Origin of the sequence: Actinomyces sp. oral taxon 170 str. F0386 (assembly GCF_000195595.1) — a bacterium.
Classification (GTDB): Bacteria; Actinomycetota; Actinomycetes; order Actinomycetales; family Actinomycetaceae; genus Actinomyces.
The window spans coordinates 89,660-109,630 of record NZ_GL882539.1; the positions used below are offsets into that span (position 1 = coordinate 89,660).

Sequence of the window (19,971 nt, forward strand, 5' to 3'; positions counted from 1 at the left end):
CGCCTGCTTCCGGAACCTCCAGAGGTGTTCCCGGCGCCACCAGAACGGCTCGTAAAAGATATCATCACACGTCACCCTCTCCCAGGAAATGCAATCAACCATTGAATGCAGCCGATGATTTCAATCCTGCACGTATCTCAAACACTTCTCTGTCTCGTTGCATGTTTTCGTCCCGAAGACGGATATATCGGTCATGCTCTTCTGCGACACCATGAGTCACTCCCCAGAGCCATATGGATTCACACTGAGCTATCGCCCTCTCCTGCCGTTTTTTAAAACCACCGGCCCCCAGCCCCGTCGCAGGCAGGGGAACGGGCGAACCATCGCGCCCCGCTAAGAAGACTCGATCACCTGCGACATACAAGTCAGAGCGGGACTCCGGCCACGGAATAACCCGCCCCTTGACTTGAATCCCCGCCCGACGGACCAACGTCCTCCGAAAGCAGGATACTATTCCCACCAATAGAATCACCGCGGGAATAGCACCAAGGATGAGTAGAGTCACTCCGAGCATTACAAGCCAAACATCGCGAGCGTCATCCCTGAGCACGTCCTGCGCTCCCGCGAGGGGGAGTGCAGCCATGAAGAACATGATCACGCCCCAACTACACATCATTTCCTTCAGCTTCCGCACAGCGGGAGCACAGTAGGTCAACTCCTTTCGATTCGCGATCGCCGTCCTATCTATCTCTCCGCGAGCCCGTACCATCTCAGGATCCGCCTGAAGATTACCGAGATCGGAGACCACCCAGCCCCTCTCCTCGGCGAATGACCAAATCCGCTCAATCATGTATTCGCCTTCCACGCAGGATACGCTTCCCGGTAGTCTGATAAGGTCGTCCAGCGCCCCATTGACCAACATCAATCGATTTCGGTAGATGAACGGTCCATACGGAGAGTGCGTACCAATTTCGATAGCGGAGAAGGTTATTTTCGATCGAGTTACGGGCCAGGGACGCAACTCCGCGAAGAACAGCCCCTGCATCTCAATACCCGATTCACTAAAAACAGTTCGGCGCCGCAATGTGTTCACCGCCCACGCGAGCGCCCCTACAGTAAGGCAGAGAAGAAGGTGAGTATCTTCCGGCGAAAGAGAATCACTCAGGCACATATTAAGAAGGAACAGCCACGCAATAGAGATGATTATCACTGCCGCTGCAGCCAGTCTCACTAACAGCGACCTACGCAGGATCAGCCTGCAGTCGCCCTCATGAATACACTTGAGAGCAGCCCAACCTCTAAAGGGGTTCTTGAGGCGCACAAAGGAACCGTCTGGGGTATAGCGACCAATACCACCTTCGCCTAGAATGCCGCGGACATTACTTACGTAGAAGTTTTCTCGACGTTCCACTCTCACCACCTCCGCATGGCGCACCGCGGTTCGATGCAGCACCATAGATGCCCCACCCGTCCGCCGTATTACTTCCACTATATTCCTTTACGTCACAGGAATCTGCCCGTCACGATGGGCACCACTCACCACCTCGGTGCGACAGAGAGACGGGGGTTCCCACCGGCGAACCGGTGGGAACCCCCGTCAGAGTCCTTCGCGGGGAAGGACCTCAGCCGCGGTCAGGCCTTCTTGGCCTCGGCGATGCGCTCACGGAACTTGGCGAGCTGCTCCTTGATGGCCTCGGGCAGCTTGTCACCGAACTGCTTGTAGTACTCCTCAGTGTCGTCCATCTCGGCGGACCAGGCCTCGGGGTCGATGTCGTACATCTTGGCCCACTCCTCCTCGCCCAGGTCGAGGCCCTCGAGGTTGAAGTCCTCGAACTTGGGGTAGCGGCCGGTGACGCCGTCGATCGCCTCGACCTCGCCGGAGGCGCGGCGCACAATCCAGTCGAGCACGCGGGAGTTGTCGCCGTAGCCGGGCCAGATGAACTTGCCGTTCTCGTCCTTGCGGAACCAGTTGACCTGGTAGACCTTGGGGAACTTGTCACCCAGCTGCTCCTGCATCTCCAGCCAGTGCGCCCAGTAGTCGGCCATATGGTAGCCGCAGAAGGGCAGCATGGCCATGGGGTCGTGGCGCAGGGAGCCGACCTTGGCGTCCAGGGCGGCGGCGGTGACCTCGGAGGCCACGGCGGAGCCGATGAACACGCCGTGGGCGTTCTCGTACTGCTCGGCGACCAGCGGCACGTTGGTGGCGCGGCGGCCGCCGAAGAGGATCGCGTCGATGGCCACGCCCTCGGGGGCCTCCCAGTCGGGGCAGATGATCGGGCACTGCGAGGCCGGGGTGGTGAAGCGGCTGTTGGGGTGGGCGGCCTTCTTGCCCTCGGCGGCGTCGGCCGGGGTGAAGTCGTTGCCCTGCCAGTCGATGAGGTGCTCCGGCATCGGGGCGTCGATGCCCTCCCACCACACGTCACCGTCGTCGGTCAGCGCGACGTTGGTGAAGATGGTGTTGGCCTTCATGGTGTCCATGGCCATCGGGTTGGTGTCGTAGGAAGTGCCGGGGGCGACGCCGAAGAAGCCGGCCTCGGGGTTGATGGCGCGCAGGCGGCCGTCGGGGCCGGGACGCATCCAGGCGATGTCATCACCGACGGTCTCGACCTTGTAGCCCGGGATGGTGGGCTGGAGCATGGCGAGGTTGGTCTTGCCGCAGGCGCTCGGGAAGGCGGCGGTGACGTGGTACTGCTTGCCGGTCTTCTCGTCGGTCAGGCGCAGGATGAGCATGTGCTCGGCCATCCAGCCGTCGCGGCGGGCCATGGTCGAGGCGATGCGCAGCGCGTAGCACTTCTTGCCCAGCAGGGCGTTGCCGCCGTAGCCGGAGCCGAAGGACCAGATCTCGTTGGTCTCCGGGAAGTGGGTGATGTACTTCTCGTCGTTGCAGGGCCAGGCGGTGTCCTTCTCGTGCTCGGCCAGGGGGGCGCCGACGGAGTGGACGGCAGGGACCCAGGTGCGCCCCTCGTTGATGAGGTCCATGGCGGCCGAGCCCATGCGGGTCATGATCCGCATGTTGACCACCACGTAGGGGGAGTCGGTCAGCTCGATGCCGAGCTGGGAGATGGGGCCGCCCAGGGGGCCCATGGAGAAGGGGATGACGTAGAGGGTCCGGCCGCGCATGGCGCCGTCGAACTTCTCGTTGAGGATCTTCTTCATCTCGGCCGGGTCGTACCAGTTGTTGGTCGGGCCGGCATCCTCCTCCTTCTCGGAACAGATGAAGGTCCTGGACTCCACGCGGGCCACGTCGCTGGGCAGGGAACGCGCGAGGAAGGAGTTGGGGCGCTTGTCGGGGTTGAGGCGGGTGAACATGCCCGACTCCACCATCTCGGTGGTCAGGCGGTCCCACTCCTCCTGTGAACCGTCCGCGAAGTAGACGTTCTCGGGCTTGGCCAGCTCGGCGATACGCGTGACGAATTCGATGACATCCTCAGGGGCGTTAGCCGGCGCGGCGGCGCGGACGTCCTTCTCAGACACAGTCATGCGAGTCCCTTCCTTGGGTATGTGTTGATCCGGTGAGCGCGCCGTTGCCGACTCGCTCGGTCGAGGGCAATACTCCCCCACCAGGCGCCTGAGGTCACATCGCCGAAGGTCCCAACTGGGTCGCTCTTCCTGGTCACACCAGCATGCGATCGGCCACATTCAGGAGGATGACGGCTTTTACACCCTTTGAAACGGCGTCGTTCCGCCCTCAGTGAAGGTCCAGTGCGAGCGTGTAGCGTGCCCGGCATGTCCGTCGCGCCGTCTTCCGCGTCCCTTCCCACGCGCTCCTCCGTGTGTCCTCGGCCCCGTCCGCTGATGCGCCCGGTTCTGGTGGCCGCCTCCTGCCTGACGCTGAGCGCCTGCACCGCCCACATGGATATGACCATCAGCTCCCAGGGCAGCTACGACGTCGCCATGGAGATGCGGGACACGACCGGAACCGTCTTCCCCAAGGACAAGACCCCCGACTGCTCGGCCTACTCCGACCCGACCGCTCTGGGCGTGCCCGCCGGCACCACGGTCAAGGCCGAGCCGATCACCGGCGACGACGGCCTCGGCTGCTCGGTGAGCATCAAGGGGGTCAAGGTCCCCCAGGCCTCGGCGGCCGAGCCGAACACCATCGTCGTACGCGACGGCGACGTCTACAAGGTGACGATCCAGCCGCTCTCACCCGATCCGTCGCAGGACTCCGGCGGGGCCGACGGCGCAGCAGGTGCGGCCCCGCAGGCCTCTGCCCCACCGTCGGGCGGCCAGGACGGGCCTCAGCCGGAGAGCACCTCCTTCAAGGGCGTGGTCGACACCAAGGTCGCAGTCACCTTTCCCGGCGCGGTGACGCAGTCCGGCGGGGGGAAGGTCTCAGGCACCACGGTCACTTGGGACGATCCCGACACCGTGGCCAAGGGCGTCAGCGCCTCGGGCTATGCCCAGGACTCCCGGGGCATGTCCTGGTGGAGCCGCTCCCGCATCTGGCTGATCGCCGGCCTGGCAGCGCTCGGCGGAGTCCTGACGGTGGCCGTCCTGCGACGGCGCGCAAGAGGGCCCTCCACATCGAAAGGACACGCGAGCGAGGAGTAGGAATAGAGGGACGGCCACCGGCCGACCATCAGGGCGGCACTGCGCGATCATCCGCATCCGGCCTCACCATTCCGCGCACGGACGCAGGCAGGCTGACGGAACCGGGTCAATCCGACAGACATTCACAAGCAGCAACGACACCGACTTAGACTCGACGCATGAATGAAGCCTCCCGCAACGTCCCACGGCCTGTGGTCGCGGCGGTACTGGCCGCCCTCACGCTGATCCTGGCCGGCTGCGGAGTCCGCTACGACTTCGTCATCCACGACAACGAGACCGCCGACATGACCTACATCATGTGGGACTCATCCAACCTGCGGCTCATCAGCAAGGAGAACTGCACCGAGAAGGAGCTGGGGAAGTCGACCCCGCTCCCCGAGGGCGTCGAGGCGAACTACACCTACACGTCCCACAACGGCAATCCGGCATGCCAGGTCACCGCCAAGGCGGTCCCGCTCAACAAGCTTCAGACCGACACGTGGACGATCAAGCACAAGGACGGGCAGTACATCTTCGACCTGTCCCCCGGTTCACTGAACAAGCTCAGCGCGAAGAACCCCCAGCTCTCCTCGCAGAACGTCGGAGGCAACACCAAGGTCTCAGTGTCCGTCACCTTCCCCGGCGAGGTGACCAAGTCCAACGGTAGAAGCAACGGCAACAAGGTCACCTGGGACGATGCCCTGGAGAGCTCCGACGGCCTTCACGCCGAAGGGGAGGACGGGAAGTTCCACCTGCAGTGGTGGATGGTGGCCATCGCCAGCGGCATCGTCCTCCTCATCGTCGCCGGCGTCGTGCTCTACCTTCTGAGAGTCCAGCGCGCCCAGCGGATGAGTCCAGTGTCCCCATACGGCGAGGTTCCTCAGGATCCCGGGATGGCCGGCACGCACCCATCGGACGTCTACATCAGCGGCCCGTACCAGTCGCCCCTTCCCGGCGCCCAGCAGCCGACGCCGGGGCCGACCCAGACCTATCCCGTCGCCAATCTCCAGGACGGCTACTCCCCGTATGTCGATCCGGGTGCGGGTGCCGGCGCCTTCCCACCCCAGGACGCCGGGTACGCGGGACAGTCAGCCGGCCCCGGCATCTACGGAGCCCAGGACGGCAACGGGACCTACGCCCCCGGCCCCGGGTACACGCAGATGCCCTACCAGCAGGGGCACAGTCAGGCCGACTTCCAGCCGCCGCAGGAGCGCACCGGCGGCGGAGGTCAGAACGGGCAGTACTACCCGCCGTATCAGGGTGGGTAGTACTGCCGTTCGAACAGCCGCCGGGGAACCGAGGCAACGACTAGGGTGACGCCATGAGCCGCGCCGTTGCTATCAGGAGAGTCCACGCCGTACTGGCTGCGTTGGCCGTTCTCGCCTTCATCGCCGCTATGGCCGTGGCCTCCCCTCCTGGTCACGCGGTGCCGCTCGCTGGAGAGGACAATGAGCTCAACGTCACCATCGACATGAAAGTCACCGTCAAGAGCGATGACACCTTTGAGGCGTCCTTCGTTATCACCGATCAGACGAACTACAGCCTGGCTCCTCCCATCACCAAGGACAGCTGCACGCTGAACTACTTCCTCGTGGAACCGAACATCTTCGCCAGCGCTGAGACGAAATTCGATGACGGGAAGGACAAACGAGTCTGCACCATCACGAGGAAGGGGAAGATCTCTGAGACCAACGGCACGATCAGGCACGAGAACGACGAGTACGCCATCGACACCAGCAGCATGGACGGACGCAAGACGCCGTCCCCGAAGTTGCAGCTGTTCTATGCCGCCACGTTCCCCGGAGAGGTGACCCAGAGCCAAGGCGGAAAGGTCGAGGGGGACGAGAAGAGCACCGTCTCCTTCACGGACTTCAAGGGCCGGGTCGTCAAGGGCAAGGACCGTCCCGCCTCGGAGACGACGACCAGCAAGGTGCTGCCGTGGATCATCGGAGGCGTCGGCTCGCTCGTGGTCATCGGGCTCATCGCGATGGCGGTCGTTGTGCGACGTCGTCAGCGAAGCGGGCAGGGCGCTCCGGGTGCCGCCGTGCAGGCCGTCCCCGTCCCGGGTCCTGAACCGCAGTCATCCCACCTCGGTCAGCCGGTTCCTCAGCAGTACCCCGGGCAACCGGTTGCACCTCAACCGAACCAGCAGCACTCGGGACAGCCGTCACCGCTCTACTCCCCCTCCAGCACCGCCAACGGCTCCTACCCGCCCTCCCCCACGCAGGCGCCCCAGCAGCACGGCACCTGGCCGCCGCCGCAGCAGTTCCAGTAACAGGCCCGCCGGGGAACGGTCCCCATGAAGGTCCAGTTACACCCCAGCATCGGAACCGTTACTGTGGGGCCATGACACCTGCAACCGCTCGCCGGATCCCCGCGCCCTTCTCCGTGCTGACAGCTCTTGCCGCACTCGCCCTGTCCGCTCCTCTCGCCCTGGTCGGCGCTCCCGGGCACGCCGCACCGCTGGCTGATGACTCCGACACCCAGTTCAAGATCACTGCCGACATCGTCATCAACAAGGACGACACCTACTCGGCGAAGATGGTCATCGTTGACAACACGGATATCGGCTTCATGTCTGAGGACAACTGCTCCGACGATATGTTCGCGGGTCAGGACCTCGGTAAGAACGCCAAGGCCACCTTCAAGGACAACGGCGACTCCCGCACCTGCACCATTGAAGGCTCACAGAGCATCAAGGACAGCAAGGGCCAGGTGAAGCACGAGGGAAATGAGTACATTGTCAAGACTGGAAGCGAAAGCACCTCCGCCGCGATGAGCGAGGTGGACGTCACCCAGACCATTACCTTCCCCGGCAAGGTCACTGAGGCCGACGGCGGCAAGGTGGAGGGCAACAAGGTCACCTTCACCGACATCGACGCCCACACTGTGAAGGGCGGGGACGGCTCCATCCCCATGTGGGTCTGGATCGTCATCGGCGTGGTCGCTCTGGCAGTGATCGGTGGAGGCGCCGCCTTCTTCATCATCCGCAGCAAGAAGAACCAGCCGCAGCCTGCCTACGGCGCTCCCGTTCAGGGCTACGACCCGAACCAGGCCTTCCCGGCCCAGCCGGGCCAGCAGGCTTATGGCGCTCCTCAGGCACAGCCCGGTCTTCCTCCTCAGGGTCAGCAGCCCACTCAGCCCCCTTACGGCGGTGGCCAGCCCGGCCAGCCCGGACCGAGCGCCTACTGATTCGTCATCTTCCTCCTCTTCAGACGATGTGGCCCCGGATTCGCAGGATCCGGGGCCACGGCGTAACAAGGCAGCATATGCACTACCTCTCCTCCAGGAACAGACGAGCAGTCGGCCTGACCGGCATCCTCAGTCTCACGATCTCCCTGCTCCCGACAGTGGCGTCACCCGCGAGCGCCGCCACTGACGGATCCGGCACGGAGGATGTCAGTATCGAGATCGTCATCAAGTCGGACGATGAAGTGACCATGACCTTCCTGGCCACGACGCCGTCCGACGACGAGCAGTCCCTCAAGGACTTCTGCGTCGATGAGAACTTCTCAGACGACTCAGTGAAACCCGAGGTCACGTTCTCGTCCGATCACGGAACTCCAACCTGCAAGGCAGTAGTCACCACACCGGTGTCAGGTAACGAGTACGTGAGTCATGACGGAGACGAGTACGTCGTCGACACCCATGTGGACTCCGCGTCCGAGGAGGACAAGAACAGCTCACTGAAGCTGTCGGTCGTCTTCCCCGGGAAGGTCACGGATTCCGGAGGAGGGAGAATCGAGGGGGACAAGCAGAACAAGGTCTCGTTCACTGATTTTTATGACAACAAGACCCGGGGCAAGGACAGCGCTGAAGTCACCTCCGAGTCTCAGTCCGACTCCCGATCAGACACAAGAACCGGATTCCTGATCGCTGTCGTTCTGATCGTTTTCATCACCGTCGTCGGCGGGATGATCGCCTTCTTCAGCAACTCCAACAAGAAACGTCGGGAGCAAAGGTACCTGGCTGCGTTGAAGCAGCAGTCTCTCAATGCAGCGGCGGCCGCACCGCCATACCAGGCCTTCCCCTACACCTCACCGGGCTCAGGCGCGCCGGGTGCTGCGACGCATCCGCAGGCCTACTACCCACCAGGTCCTCAACAGGGCAGCTACCCTCCGCCGCAGGCACCACCGGTCAACCAGGCCGGATACTGGGGTGGCCCCGCCCCGTACCAGCAGCCACCTGGCGCCGTTCCACCTGGCGCCGGCGGCCCCTATCCTCCTCCGGGCCAGGGTGGCTACGGCGGCTACTGACACCAACGCCCCGCAAAGGGCATGAGGCCTGCGGACGATCGGCACATCTCACCCTGAGCCCGCAGGCCGCCTCCGGCAGGCCTCATCGGGTGAGGGGCGCGGCCAGCCGTCCGGTGCCCGTCGCCGTCACCCGATGAGCGAGTGACGCGAGATCGTGGCCTCGCGGCCCGGTCCGACACCGATCGCGGAGACGCGGCAGCGGGCCAGCTCCTCGATGCGCAGCACGTAGTCCTGGGCCGCTTGGGGCAGGTCGGAGAAGCTGCGGACCTCGCTGATGTCCTCGCTCCAGCCGGGCAGCTCCTCGTAGACGGGGACGGCGTGGTGGAAGTCGGACTGGGTCAACGGCATCTCCTGGGTGGTGGTGCCGTCGATGTCGTAGGCGACGCACACGGGGATGGTCTCATGCCCGGTGAGGACGTCGAGCTTGGTCATCACCAGGTCGGTGAGCCCGTTGACGCGGGCCGCGTAGCGGGTGACGACGGCGTCGTGCCAGCCGCAGCGGCGCGGCCGGCCGGTGGTGACACCGAACTCTCCGCCCTCGGTGCGCAGGCGCTCACCCATCTCGTCGTGCAGCTCGGTGGGGAAGGGCCCCTCCCCCACGCGGGTCGTGTAGGCCTTGACAACACCGACCACCGAGTCGATGCGGGTGGGCCCCACGCCGGTGCCGGTGCAGGCGCCACCGGAGGTGGGGTTGGAGGAGGTGACGAACGGGTAGGTGCCGTGGTCGATGTCGAGCATCGTGGCCTGGCCGGCCTCGAACAGGACGGTCTTGCCCTTGTCGAGGGCGCCGTTGAGCACCAGGGAGCAGTCCACGACCATGGGCCGGACCCGCTCGGCGTAGGAGAGCAGCTCGTCGGCGACGGCGTCGGCGTCGATGGCCGCCCGGTTGAAGACCTTGAGGAAGAGGCTGTTCTTCTGGTCCAGGGCGGAGTGGACCTTCTGGCGCAGGATCGACTCGTCGAAGAGGTCCTGGACGCGGATGCCCACGCGGTTCATCTTGTCCGCGTAGGTGGGACCGATCCCGCGACCGGTGGTCCCCAGCTGGCGCGAGCCCAGGAAGCGCTCGGTGGTGCGGTCCAGGATCCGGTTGTAGGAGGGGATGATATGGGCGTTGGCACTGATGAGGAGACTGGAGGCGTCCTTTCCGCGGGAGGTGATCTCAGCGATCTCGCTGAAGAGGACCTCCAGGTCGACGACGACGCCGTTGCCGATGATGGGGGTGACCCCGGGAGTGAGCACACCGGCCGGCAGGAGGTGGAAGGCGAACTTCTCGCCGTCGATGACCACGGTGTGGCCGGCGTTGTTACCTCCGTTGAACTTGACGACGTAGTCGACGTCCTGACCGAGCTGGTCAGTCGCCTTGCCCTTTCCCTCGTCCCCCCACTGGGTCCCGACGACGACAACGGCTGGCATGGCTGCTCCCTGGCTTCAGTGACGGCGTGCCGGTGGACACACCGTTCTCTAGCCTACCGGAGCCGGACCCGCCGCTTCACGCCGTGACCGCCACCTGGCCGCACGGGGGTGGCTCGGGTCAGGAGGGGGCCGGAGCGGCGGCAGTGAGACCGGCGACGGTGGAGCGCTGGAGCAGGGCGATGAGATAGGTCTGGAAGGCCGGCCCGATGAGAACCAGGAACCAGAGGGCGGCCGTCCTCATGGCGGGCACCGTCCAGAGGACCGCCACCGGTGCCGTCGCGATCACCAGTGCGAGCGCCGTGATCCCCAAGCGCCCCACGGCGAGCCGGGCCGCGTTGGACAGGTGACGTGTGAGCGGCGCATCGAAGAAGGCCGCCAGCGGGAGCAGCCAGATGAGGGTCGAGACCAGGAGCACTCCTCCGGCCAGCACCAGCCCGGACACCGCGCCACTCATCCTGCCACCGCCACCGTGCTGACCACCGGTCTGGTGCCCCATGGCGGCGCCGTCGGCCAGGAGCAGGTACTCCCATACCCCCAGGGCCAGCAGCACAAGTACCGGCAGCCACCAGGCCAGCGACTGACGCAGGTTGAGGCGGAAGGAGCGCCACCAGGTGGCGGCGACTGCCGGGTCGTCGTCGGCCGCCATCTCGCCGGCCACGCGGGCGCAGGCCGTCAGGGAGGCGCCGGCCGTCACCACCGGCAGGCAGCCGGCCAGGGTGAGGGCGTTGAGGATGACGACGTCGGCCGCTGCGGACCAGGCCCGGTAGGCCGGGCTGTCGGGGCCGGGGAACAGCGCCACGGGATCTCCTTCATGCGGGACTCGGGCAGTGACAGGTGGGAATGATACGGGCGGTTCCCGACACCCGCCGTGGGGCATCGGGAACCGCCCGGTTCAGGAGTCATGCGCGGGCATCAGCCCTTGACCGCGCCCGCGGCCACGCCCTCGATGATGTGCTTCTGACCGAAGAGGTAGAAGGCCACGATCGGGACGATGGCGAAGACGAGCATGGCCATCTGGGCACCCAGGTCGCGGTTTCCGTTGGACCCGACGAGCGACTGGATGACGATCGGGATGGTCTTGTAGCGCTCGTCCTGGCCGATGACGAGGTTGGGCAGGAGGAAGTCGTTCCACACCCACATGGCGTTGAGGATCGCCACCGTGACCGCCGTCGGCTTGAGCAGCGGCATGACCACCTTGAAGTAGGTCCGCAGCGGGGAGCACCCGTCCATGTAGGCGGCCTCCTCGATCTCCATGGGGATCGACTTGATGAAGCCGGCGAACAGGAACACCGACAGACCGCCGCCGAATCCGAGGTAGAGGACGATCATGCCCCAGGGCGTGGCCAGGCCGAGGAGGTCGGCCACCTTGACGGTGGGGAACATGACCATCTGGAAGGGAGCGATCATGGAGAAGGCGAAGGCGTAGTAGATCGCCGAGGTCCACCACGTCTTGATGCGGGTGATGTAGTAGGCGGTCATCGCCGTGAGGAACACGATGACGACGACGGAGCCCACCGTGATGAACAGCGACCACCCCATGGCGCTGGCGAAGCCGGACAGGGCCAGGCCGGTGGCGTAGTTGTCCAGGCCGGCGAAGGTCTTGGCGGTCGGCAGGGCGAAGGGGCTGTCGGAGATGTAGAACTTGCCCTTGAAGGAGTTGGTGAGGATGAAGGCCAGGGGGATGACCCACACGAGGGCCAGGACGGTCAGCACCCCCACGAGCGCCTTCTGGCCGGGCGTGTGCCGAGGCGCCTTCCCACCCGCCTTCCGGGCTGGGGCGGCGGTTCCGGGGACATGGGTCTGGACGGCGGTGCTCACGCGTCAACCTCCTTGGAACGAGTGGCGCGCAGCTGGATGAGCGCGATGGCGGCGACGATGAGGAAGAAGACGACGGCCTCGGCCTGGGCGACGCCCTCCTGACCGACCTTCTTGTACATCGTGTTGACGATGCTGAGCGCGGCCATCTGGGTCTGCTTGGCCGGGGCCCCGTTGGTCAGGGCGAGGTTCTGGTCATACATCTTGAAGGTGTTGGCCAGGGTGAGGAACAGGCAGATGGTGATCGAGGGCATGATCATCGGCAGCGTCACGTTGCGCAGCGTCTGCCAGCGGCCGGCGCCGTCGATCTGGGAGGCCTCGATGAGCTCGGGCGGCACGTTCTGCAGGCCGGCGATGTAGATGACCATCATGTAGCCCATGAGCTGCCAGTTGACGAGCATGACCAGGCCGGCCAGACCCAGGCGCCAGTCGTTGACGATGGTCTGGCCCCAGCGCTGCAGGATCGCGTTGAGCATGACCTGCCAGGTGTAGCCCAGGACGATGCCGCCGATGAGGTTGGGCATGAAGAAGACGGCGCGGAAGAAGTTGGTGCCGCGCAGCTTGCGGGTCAGGAAGTAGGCCAGGGCGAAGGCGCCCAGGTTGACCGTGATGATGGAGATGACGGAGACGACGGCGGTGAAGAGGAGAGCCTGCGGGAAGTCGCTGCGCTCCCCCAGTGCCCTGGCGTAGTTGTCGGTGCCCACGAACCGCGCGTTGGTCAGGCTGTTGAACTTGGTGAAGGAGAGATAGAGCCCCATGAAGAAGGGGACGATGAAAGCGATCATGAAGGCCAACAGGGTCGGCCCCGCGAATACTGGGAAGAACTTTTTCAGTGCCTTGGTCATATCTACCTCGAGGTGCGACCGTTACCCGCCGAAGCGGCCGGGTAGCGGAGGGCTCCTACCGGGGCGGCGGCGCGGGAGCCGATCGGCTCCGGACACGCCGCCCCGGGTGGAGAGGGGATGGGGAGATGAGTCGCCGTCGCGCCGTTGCCGGAGGACCAGGAGGGACTGAGCGGGCTCGGGCGACTCGACGGCGTCAGCCCTCCTTGGCCGACTTCTTCTCGGAGGCCCAGGTGGTCACAAAGAACTCCTTGACCTTCGCCCAGTCCGAGCTGCCGGAGGCGTACTGAGCCAGGTGCTGGCCGAGCTGGTCCTTGAAGTCCTGGCTCGGGAAGGTCGGGAAGACCCACTTGACGGGAGCGAGGTCCTTGTTGGTGATGGCCGCGGCGACCTCCTTGCCCAGCGGGTCGGAGGGGGCCAGGTCGGCGTAGGCCTTGTACGGCGCGATGATGCTGAGCTTCTCGGCGGCGAGCTTGGTGCCCTCGGCGTCGGTGAACAGCCAGGTGAGGAACTCCTTGGTGGCCTTCTGAGCGTCGTCGGAGGCCTGGGAGTTGATCGTCAGGTAGTTCTCGGTGCCGATGGCGATGTTGCTCTTGTCCTCGCCGGACACGCCGACATAGATCGGCAGGAAGTGGACGTCCTCAGCCTTGACCGTGTTGCCGGAGACCTCGGAGATCTGCGACCAGCCCCAGTTGCCGTTCTGAACCATGGCGGCCTTGCCCAGGGCGAAGTCGGCCATGGAGTCGGTGACCGTCTTGGCGCTGGCCTCGGTGGGGGCGATCGTGGAGTTGTTGAGGTAGAGGTCGAAGATCTGCTTGTAGTTGTCCGAGTAGGTCAGCTTGAGCTCATCGAGGTCGTCGACCTTGGCGTCGCGGTACTCGTAGTAGACGGGGTAGTTGGCCAGGTGGGTCTGCCAGCGCCAGTCCTCGCCGGGAGACAGGGAGGTGGCGGCGAAGACGCCCTCGATACCGAGCTCGGCCTTCTTGGCCTGCATGTCCTCGACGACCTCCTTGAGCTTGTCGAAGCCCTTGATCTGGTCGACGGCGGTGGCCTTGGCGCCCTCCATGGCGAAGTACTTGTTGAGGATGGCGGCGTTGTAGATGATGCCGTAGCCCTCGATGGCCAGCGGCACACCCACGACCTTGCCCTCGTCGCCCTTGAGGGCCAGCGACTCATCCGTCATCTGCTTGGTGAAGTCGGCGTCGGTCAGGTCGGAGGCGTACTCCTTCCAGTTCCCGTAGCCCACGGGTCCGTTGAGGTTGAACAGGGTGGGCGGGTTGGACTTGGCGACCTCGGACTTCAGGGTCTGCTCGTAGGTGCCGGAGGCGGCGGTGACGACCTTGACGGCCACGCCGGTCTTCTTGGTGTAGGCGGCCGCGATGTCCTTGAAGGCCTGCTCCGACTCGGGCTTGAAGTTGAGGAAGTAGACGCCTCCGTCGCCATCGGAACCGGACGAGCCCTTCGAGCAGGCCGCCAGGGTCGCGGCGACGGCGATCGCAGCGGTTCCACCCAGCATGGAGCGGCGGGAGATGAGTCGCATTGGGGTCCTCCTTTGGACGCATGGGACAGGAGCGGACAGGGGCGTCCGCGAGGAGCGACTGCCGCGTGGCCGGCGGCTGATCCGTCGGTTCAACGGCGACGACCAATCATGGCATATTTCGGCCCATATTGCTGCAAGATTTGCAATAAGTGATCTGCGACTCACGTCGATGATGTTGATTCACCCTTATTTCCCGCAATCTCCCGCGATTTCACAACCTCCTCTCACGGAGCGACGTCACACCGAGCTGTCCTGCAAGAATGTAACCACTCGGTCGGACAGTGGGCGGCCCCTCTCGAACGACTCATGACGCAGACACGACGTGACCCCGGCACCGGTGGTGCCGGGGTCACGTCCAGCGACGGCCTGTGCTCGCCGCTCACCCCTGTGCGGGGCGGGGGCTCACTTGCGGGCGGAGCCGACGGAGCCGAGGCGCTCGCAGGCCTCGACGACGCGAGCGGCCATGCCCTCCTCGGCGGCCTTGCCCCAGGCGCGCGGGTCGTACTGCTTCTTGTTGCCGACCTCGCCGTCGACCTTGAGGACGCCATCGTAGTTAGTGTACATCCAGCCGGCGACCGGGCGGGTGTAGGCGTACTGGGTGTCGGTGTCGACGTTCATCTTGATGACGCCGTTGCGCACCGCGGTGGCGATCTCCTCGTCGGTGGAGCCGGAGCCGCCGTGCATGACCAGGTCGAAGGGCGAGCTCTTGTCGCCGACCTTGGAGGACAGGCGGTCACCGAGACGCTTGGCCACATCGTCCTGGATCTCGCCGAGGATCTCCGGGCGGAGCTTGACGTGACCGGGCTTGTAGGAGCCGTGCACGTTGCCGAAGGTCAGGGCCGTGATGTAGCGGCCGTTCTCACCCAGGCCGAGGGCCTCGACGGCCTTCCAGGCGTCGTCGGCGGTGGTGTAGAGGTTGGCGTTCTCCTCGCCCTTGATACCGTCCTCCTCGCCGCCCACGGCGCCGATCTCGATCTCGAGGACGACGTTGGCGGCCTTGGCGCGCTTGAGCATGTCGACGGCGATCTCGATGTTGTCGTCGAGGGCCTCGGCGGAGCCGTCCCACATGTGGGAGTTGAACATCGGCAGCTCACCGTTCTTGACCTGCTCGGCCTCGATCTCCATGAGCGGGTGGATCCAGTCGGCCAGGAGCTTCTTGGGGCAGTGGTCGGTGTGCAGACCGATGGTGACGGGGTAGAGGTCGCCCACGGCGCGGGCGTAGGCGGTGAAGGCGATCGAGCCCTTGACGCGGTCGAGGCGCGAGGACCCGGACCAGTAGGCGGCACCACCGTTGGAGATCTGGACGATGCCGTCGGACTCGGCGTCGGCGAAGCCCTTGAGGGCGGCGGACAGAGTCTGGGACGAGGTGACGTTGATCGCGGGGATGGCGTACTTGCCGGCCTTCGCGCGGTCAAGCATGTCGGCGTAGGACTCCGGGGTTGCAATGGCCACTGGGTGCCTCCTGATTTCTGTATGAGTCAGTGGTGCGGGGCCGATTGTTCCACGAATCCCGACCCAGGTGAACCGGATCATGGTCCCGGATGGGCCGCGCGGGCCGGCAGCATGGGCTGTTCAGGGCCGGTTTGGTGCTGACGCCTATGAGGCGGGGCAATACGGGGCAATACAGCGCAATACAACGGGCCGGCAGCGCCCGAGGTCAGTCTGGGGCCGGCCCGGCGTGCTGGAGGATCCAGGTGTGCATGGCCACGGCCGCCGCCGCGGCCACGTTGATGGAGCGGGTGGAGCCGTACTGGCCGATGCGCAGCAGGCTGGCGCAGCCGGCGCTCAGCTCGGCACTGATGCCCTCACCCTCGGAACCGAAGACCATGAGGCAGCGCTCGGGCAGCGCGGCGGCCTCCAGGGGCCGGGCTCCGGGGCCGTTGTCGATGCCGATGACCTCGTAGCCGCTTGCCGCCGCCCAGTCGAGCAGCTCGCCGGGCTCGGGGTGGTGGCGCACGTCCAGGTAGCGGTTGGTGACCATGGCGCCGCGCTTGTTCCAGCGGCGTCGGCCGATGATGTGGACACCGGCGACGTTGAAGGCGTTGGCGCTGCGCACGATGGAGCCGATGTTGAGGTCCTGGCTGACGTTCTCGATGGCGATGTGCAGCCGGTGGGCGCGGGCGGCCAGATCGGCGCGGATCGCCGCGATGGTCCAGTAGCGGTAGCGGTCGACGACGTTGCGCCGGTCGCCGTCCGCCAGCAGCTCGCGGTCGTAGCGGGGGTCGGCGGGCCAGGCCTCGGGGCCTCCGGGCCAGGGGCCGACGCCGACTTGGCGGACATCGGCGGGCCGGTCCTCCTCCGGGGTCATGGCCGAGAACCTGGTGGAGGACGTCGCGGCCTCTGCGGGCACAGCGGGCCGGTGCTCCCCCTCGGGCAGGTCGACGGGCTGATCCATGCGATCAGCGTCCTCGCCTCGGCGAGCAGATGCCGGCGGACGCCGTCGGGGATTCACTCCAGGCCGAGGTCGGCCAGGCCGAGCGCCGCGTAGTAGGACAGGCCGGCGGCCTCGATGCGCTCACGCGCGCCGGTGGCCCGGTCGACGATGACGGCGACGGCCCGCACGTCGGCACCCGCCTCGCGCAGGGCCTCGACGGCCTCCAGCGGGGAGCCGCCGGTGGTGGAGGTGTCCTCCAGGACCACCACGGAGCGCCCGGCGACGTCGGGGCCCTCGATGCGCCGGCGCATGCCGTGGTCCTTGGCGGCCTTGCGTACGACGAAGGCGTCCAGGTCCAGACCGCGCGAGGCGGCGGCGTGCAGCATGGCGGCGGCCACGGGGTCGGCCCCCATGGTCAGGCCGCCGACGGCGTCGATCTCGTCAGTGCCCAGCCCCGCCTCCTCCAGCATGTCGAGCATGACGTGGCCGATGAGGGGGGCGGCCTCGTGGTGGAGGGTGGCGCGGCGCATGTCCACGTAGAAATCGGACTCGAGGCCGGAGGCGAGGGTGACCTTGCCGCGGACGACGGACAGCTCATTGACGAGCTCGGCCAGGCGGGCGATATGGGAATCGTTGGTGCTCACGGCTCCGATGGTAGTGGCCGTGGGCGCTTGCGTGCCGGGTAGACACCCACTGCGACCAGAGCCCGCCCTCTTCCGCGTGATGCGGAGGGGCGGGCTCTGGGAGAGTCTCGGTAGGGGAGGTCAGGACAGGGCGGCCACGGCGGCGTCGTAGTCGGGCTCCTGACCGACCTCGGGGACCTGCTCGGTGTAGACGACCTTGCCGTTCTCGTCGAGAACGACAACGGCGCGCGACAGCAGGCCGGCCAGTGGGCCGTCGGCCAGGGTGACGCCGTAGTCGGCGCCGAAGGTGGAGCGGAAGGTCGAGCCGGTCACCACGTTGCTCAGGCCCTCGGCGCCGCAGAAGCGGGAGCCGGCGAAGGGCAGGTCGGCGGAGACGCAGACCACGGTCGTGTTGTCCAGCTCGGAGGCAAGCTTGTTGAACTGACGCACAGAGGCGGCGCACACCCCGGTGTCCACCGAGGGGAAGATGTTGAGGACTACGCGGTGGCCGGCCAGGGACTGGCTGGTGACCGGGGCGAGGTCGGCGCCCACGAGGTCGAAGGCGGGGGCGGTCGAGCCCACAGCGGGCAGCTGGCCGACGGTGCTGACGGGGTCTCCGTGGAAGGTAATGGAAGCCATGGTGCGATCGTTGCAGGTCACCGGTCTTCTGGCCACGCCCTCAGCCCTGGGCGATTCTCGGCCCGCCCGACAAGGCTAAGAACCCCGGCGAGCGGATGAGTCTGTCACAACGAGAGACTCTTAGATGGCCGCATCGCCCGGCCATGACACATCTGCGCAGGTCAGCGCCGTTGGGGAAGTCAACGGTGGCGGCAGCACGCAGGAATGCGGGTGAAAAGCCTCCATCTGTGACACTTTTCGCCGCGATGAGCTCCTGCGGCCTCACTCGGGGTCTCGGCCGGAGCGCTCGGGCCCGACCATCCGGCGCACGAACCAGCGGGGAGCCAGTCGCAGAGCGGCGTTGGCGCTGCGGTAGCGCAGGCTCGGGGTGCAGATGACCTGGCCGCGTCGCACTGCGGCGAGGCCGTCGATGGCGACTCGCTCAGCGTCCAGCCACAGCGGGTCCTTCCACTGGGTCTCGTCGATACCGGCCGCCGCGTGGAAACCGGTGTGGACCAGCCCGGGGCACAGCGCCGTGGCGGTCACGCCGGTGCCGGCGAGCTCGGCGGCCAGCCCCTCGGTGAACCGGAGCACCCAGGCCTTGTGCGCCGCGTAGGTACCCATGGCGGTGTGCGCAGTCATGGAGGAGACGTTGAGGATCGCACCGCGCCCGCGCTCCACCATGGCACCGGCCGCTGCGTGCGAGGCCACCATGACCGCGCGGACCATGACGTCGAGGGCCCGCTCCTCACGGGCCAGGTCTCCCCCGATGAAGGGCTGCCCCAGCCCGAAGCCGGCGTTGTTGACCAGGAGCCCCACGGGCTTGCCCGGCTCACGCAGGCGCTCGGCGATAACCTCGAGCTCATCGCGCTGAGACAGGTCGGCCCGCAGGACCTCCACCTGGACACCGGCGAACTGACGCATCTCCTCGGCCACCTCCCGCAGACGCTCGGGGGTGCGCGCGACGAGGATGAGGTTGTGCCGGGCCTGGGCGAGCTGCCAGGCGATCTCCAGGCCGAGGCCGCTGGTGGCCCCGGTGACAAGTGCTGTTCCCATGGCGGCAGGCTACGGCCGCTTGTTGAGTGCTTGATGGGAACCGGGCACCGGCTACGCTGCTGCCATGCGCCTGGCCACCTGGAACGTCAACTCCATCCGCACCCGCGTCGACCGCGTCCTGGCATTCCTGGAGCGCGAGGACGTGGACGCCCTGGCGATGCAGGAGATCAAGTGCCGCCCCGACCAGTTCCCGGTCGAGCCCTTCGAGGCGGCCGGCTACCGGCTGGCAATCCACGGGCTCAACCAGTGGAACGGGGTGGCGATCGCCTCGCGCGTAGGACTCGACGACGTCGCCACCTCCTTCCCGGGCCAGCCCGGCTGGGCGGCCAAGTCCGAGGCCGAGCCAGTCGTTGAGGCGCGGGCGCTCGGGGCGACGGTGGGCGCAGCGTCGGAGGCGAGGCCGGTGCGCCTGTGGAGCCTGTACGTGCCCAACGGCCGCGAGCTCACCCACCCGCACTACACCTACAAGCTCGACTGGCTGCGGGCGCTGCGCGACGACGTCGCCACCTGGCTGAGGGCCGAGCCGGATCTGCCGCTGGCGCTGGTAGGTGACTGGAACGTGGCACCGAAGGACGAGGACGTGTGGGACATGAGCGTCTTCGAGGGCGCCACCCACGTCTCAGCACCGGAGCGCGAGGCCTTCGCCGCCTTCGCCGAAACGGGCATGCACGAGGTCACGCGCGAGCGGGTCACCAACTACACGTACTGGGACTACCAGAAGCTGCGCTTCCCGAGGAACGAGGGCATGCGCATCGACTTCGTCTACGCCTCGCAGGCCCTGGCCGACCGCGTCACCGGCGCCGCCATCGACCGCAACGAGCGCAAGGGCAAGGGCGCCTCCGACCATGTCCCCGTCATCGTCGAGGTCGACTGAGGCCAGGAACCGCAGCCGGGCGAACGTGGCTTGACAGCCGCCGTATCGCTGCCCCCTGTTGCACGAGGACATGCCACCAGCAGTAGC

The 19,971-nt window shown here is 66.3% G+C and carries 18 protein-coding genes; 6 read left to right on the forward strand and 12 right to left on the reverse strand.

What is annotated here, in order from left to right; genetic code table 11:
* Positions 1–94: 94 nt before the first annotated feature.
* The gene (locus tag HMPREF9056_RS13665) at positions 95–1,351 is read right to left on the reverse strand and encodes a hypothetical protein (protein WP_009746733.1); all 1,257 of its coding nucleotides are present in this window, start codon (positions 1,349–1,351) and stop codon (positions 95–97) included.
* Between the two features lie 221 nt (positions 1,352–1,572).
* The gene (locus tag HMPREF9056_RS07005) at positions 1,573–3,420 is read right to left on the reverse strand and encodes a phosphoenolpyruvate carboxykinase (GTP) (protein WP_009746734.1); all 1,848 of its coding nucleotides are present in this window, start codon (positions 3,418–3,420) and stop codon (positions 1,573–1,575) included.
* Between the two features lie 315 nt (positions 3,421–3,735).
* On the opposite strand from HMPREF9056_RS07005, the gene HMPREF9056_RS07010 reads away from it, so the two are divergent.
* The 5 genes from HMPREF9056_RS07010 (at position 3,736) to HMPREF9056_RS07030 (ending at position 8,729) form a co-directional block, all read left to right on the forward strand.
* A complete protein-coding gene (locus HMPREF9056_RS07010) occupies positions 3,736–4,494 on the forward strand; it encodes a hypothetical protein (protein ID WP_009746736.1) in 759 nt (252 codons plus the stop codon).
* Between the two features lie 158 nt (positions 4,495–4,652).
* Positions 4,653–5,741 (forward strand): hypothetical protein, encoded by a 1,089-nt coding sequence (locus tag HMPREF9056_RS07015; RefSeq protein WP_034514170.1) that lies wholly within the window; start codon positions 4,653–4,655, stop codon positions 5,739–5,741.
* A gap of 53 nt (positions 5,742–5,794) precedes the next feature.
* The gene (locus tag HMPREF9056_RS07020; protein ID WP_009746738.1) at positions 5,795–6,748 is read left to right on the forward strand and encodes a hypothetical protein; all 954 of its coding nucleotides are present in this window, start codon (positions 5,795–5,797) and stop codon (positions 6,746–6,748) included.
* A 71-nt stretch (positions 6,749–6,819) separates the two neighbouring features.
* Positions 6,820–7,665, forward strand: coding sequence for a hypothetical protein (locus tag HMPREF9056_RS07025; RefSeq protein WP_009746739.1), 846 nt, complete (start codon positions 6,820–6,822; stop codon positions 7,663–7,665).
* 77 nt (positions 7,666–7,742) lie between these two features.
* The gene (locus HMPREF9056_RS07030) at positions 7,743–8,729 is read left to right on the forward strand and encodes a hypothetical protein (RefSeq protein WP_009746740.1); all 987 of its coding nucleotides are present in this window, start codon (positions 7,743–7,745) and stop codon (positions 8,727–8,729) included.
* A gap of 126 nt (positions 8,730–8,855) precedes the next feature.
* Here HMPREF9056_RS07030 and HMPREF9056_RS07035 read toward each other — a convergent pair whose 3' ends face one another.
* From HMPREF9056_RS07035 to HMPREF9056_RS07080, 10 genes are all read right to left on the reverse strand, one after another.
* Positions 8,856–10,142 carry an adenylosuccinate synthase gene (locus HMPREF9056_RS07035; protein ID WP_009746741.1) on the reverse strand — a complete coding sequence of 429 codons (1,287 nt, stop codon included), beginning with the start codon at positions 10,140–10,142 and terminating at the stop codon, positions 8,856–8,858.
* A gap of 118 nt (positions 10,143–10,260) precedes the next feature.
* Positions 10,261–10,941, reverse strand: coding sequence for a DUF624 domain-containing protein (locus HMPREF9056_RS07040; RefSeq protein WP_009746742.1), 681 nt, complete (start codon positions 10,939–10,941; stop codon positions 10,261–10,263).
* A gap of 113 nt (positions 10,942–11,054) precedes the next feature.
* A complete protein-coding gene (locus HMPREF9056_RS07045) occupies positions 11,055–11,960 on the reverse strand; it encodes a carbohydrate ABC transporter permease (protein ID WP_009746743.1) in 906 nt (301 codons plus the stop codon).
* Entirely contained in the window at positions 11,957–12,802 is an 846-nt protein-coding gene (locus HMPREF9056_RS07050; RefSeq protein ID WP_009746744.1) for a carbohydrate ABC transporter permease, read from the reverse strand. Before HMPREF9056_RS07050 ends, HMPREF9056_RS07045 begins: the two co-directional genes overlap by 4 nt.
* Before the next feature lie 193 nt (positions 12,803–12,995).
* Positions 12,996–14,339 carry an ABC transporter substrate-binding protein gene (locus HMPREF9056_RS07055; RefSeq protein WP_009746745.1) on the reverse strand — a complete coding sequence of 448 codons (1,344 nt, stop codon included), beginning with the start codon at positions 14,337–14,339 and terminating at the stop codon, positions 12,996–12,998.
* 402 nt (positions 14,340–14,741) lie between these two features.
* A complete protein-coding gene (gene fbaA, locus HMPREF9056_RS07060; protein WP_009746746.1) occupies positions 14,742–15,791 on the reverse strand; it encodes a class II fructose-bisphosphate aldolase in 1,050 nt (349 codons plus the stop codon).
* 205 nt (positions 15,792–15,996) lie between these two features.
* Complete coding sequence (locus HMPREF9056_RS07065; RefSeq protein WP_009746747.1) at positions 15,997–16,734, reverse strand: TrmH family RNA methyltransferase; 738 nt, start codon at positions 16,732–16,734, stop codon at positions 15,997–15,999.
* A gap of 53 nt (positions 16,735–16,787) precedes the next feature.
* Positions 16,788–17,357 carry an orotate phosphoribosyltransferase gene (gene pyrE / locus HMPREF9056_RS07070; RefSeq protein ID WP_009746748.1) on the reverse strand — a complete coding sequence of 190 codons (570 nt, stop codon included), beginning with the start codon at positions 17,355–17,357 and terminating at the stop codon, positions 16,788–16,790.
* 120 nt (positions 17,358–17,477) lie between these two features.
* Positions 17,478–17,975 carry a thiol peroxidase gene (tpx, locus tag HMPREF9056_RS07075; RefSeq protein ID WP_009746749.1) on the reverse strand — a complete coding sequence of 166 codons (498 nt, stop codon included), beginning with the start codon at positions 17,973–17,975 and terminating at the stop codon, positions 17,478–17,480.
* Positions 17,976–18,236: 261 nt separating this feature from the next.
* Entirely contained in the window at positions 18,237–19,010 is a 774-nt protein-coding gene (locus HMPREF9056_RS07080; protein WP_009746750.1) for an SDR family oxidoreductase, read from the reverse strand.
* 64 nt (positions 19,011–19,074) lie between these two features.
* Between HMPREF9056_RS07080 and HMPREF9056_RS07085 the strand changes: the two genes are divergently transcribed.
* Entirely contained in the window at positions 19,075–19,884 is an 810-nt protein-coding gene (locus HMPREF9056_RS07085) for an exodeoxyribonuclease III (RefSeq protein ID WP_009746751.1), read from the forward strand.
* Positions 19,885–19,971 lie beyond the last annotated feature (87 nt).

Coding starts and splice junctions, on each gene's coding strand:
- HMPREF9056_RS07010 (WP_009746736.1), top strand. CDS start 3,736: ATGCGCCCGGTTCTGGTGGCCGCCTCCTGCCTGACGCTGAGCGCCTGC.
- HMPREF9056_RS07035 (WP_009746741.1), bottom strand. CDS start 10,142: ATGCCAGCCGTTGTCGTCGTCGGGACCCAGTGGGGGGACGAGGGAAAG.
- HMPREF9056_RS07050 (WP_009746744.1), bottom strand. CDS start 12,802: ATGACCAAGGCACTGAAAAAGTTCTTCCCAGTATTCGCGGGGCCGACC.
- HMPREF9056_RS07080 (WP_009746750.1), bottom strand. CDS start 19,010: ATGGGAACAGCACTTGTCACCGGGGCCACCAGCGGCCTCGGCCTGGAG.
- HMPREF9056_RS07085 (WP_009746751.1), top strand. CDS start 19,075: ATGCGCCTGGCCACCTGGAACGTCAACTCCATCCGCACCCGCGTCGAC.
- HMPREF9056_RS07015 (WP_034514170.1), top strand. CDS start 4,653: ATGAATGAAGCCTCCCGCAACGTCCCACGGCCTGTGGTCGCGGCGGTA.
- HMPREF9056_RS07055 (WP_009746745.1), bottom strand. CDS start 14,339: ATGCGACTCATCTCCCGCCGCTCCATGCTGGGTGGAACCGCTGCGATC.
- HMPREF9056_RS07005 (WP_009746734.1), bottom strand. CDS start 3,420: ATGACTGTGTCTGAGAAGGACGTCCGCGCCGCCGCGCCGGCTAACGCC.
- HMPREF9056_RS07030 (WP_009746740.1), top strand. CDS start 7,743: ATGCACTACCTCTCCTCCAGGAACAGACGAGCAGTCGGCCTGACCGGC.
- HMPREF9056_RS07065 (WP_009746747.1), bottom strand. CDS start 16,734: ATGGATCAGCCCGTCGACCTGCCCGAGGGGGAGCACCGGCCCGCTGTG.
- HMPREF9056_RS07020 (WP_009746738.1), top strand. CDS start 5,795: ATGAGCCGCGCCGTTGCTATCAGGAGAGTCCACGCCGTACTGGCTGCG.
- HMPREF9056_RS07025 (WP_009746739.1), top strand. CDS start 6,820: ATGACACCTGCAACCGCTCGCCGGATCCCCGCGCCCTTCTCCGTGCTG.
- tpx (WP_009746749.1), bottom strand. CDS start 17,975: ATGGCTTCCATTACCTTCCACGGAGACCCCGTCAGCACCGTCGGCCAG.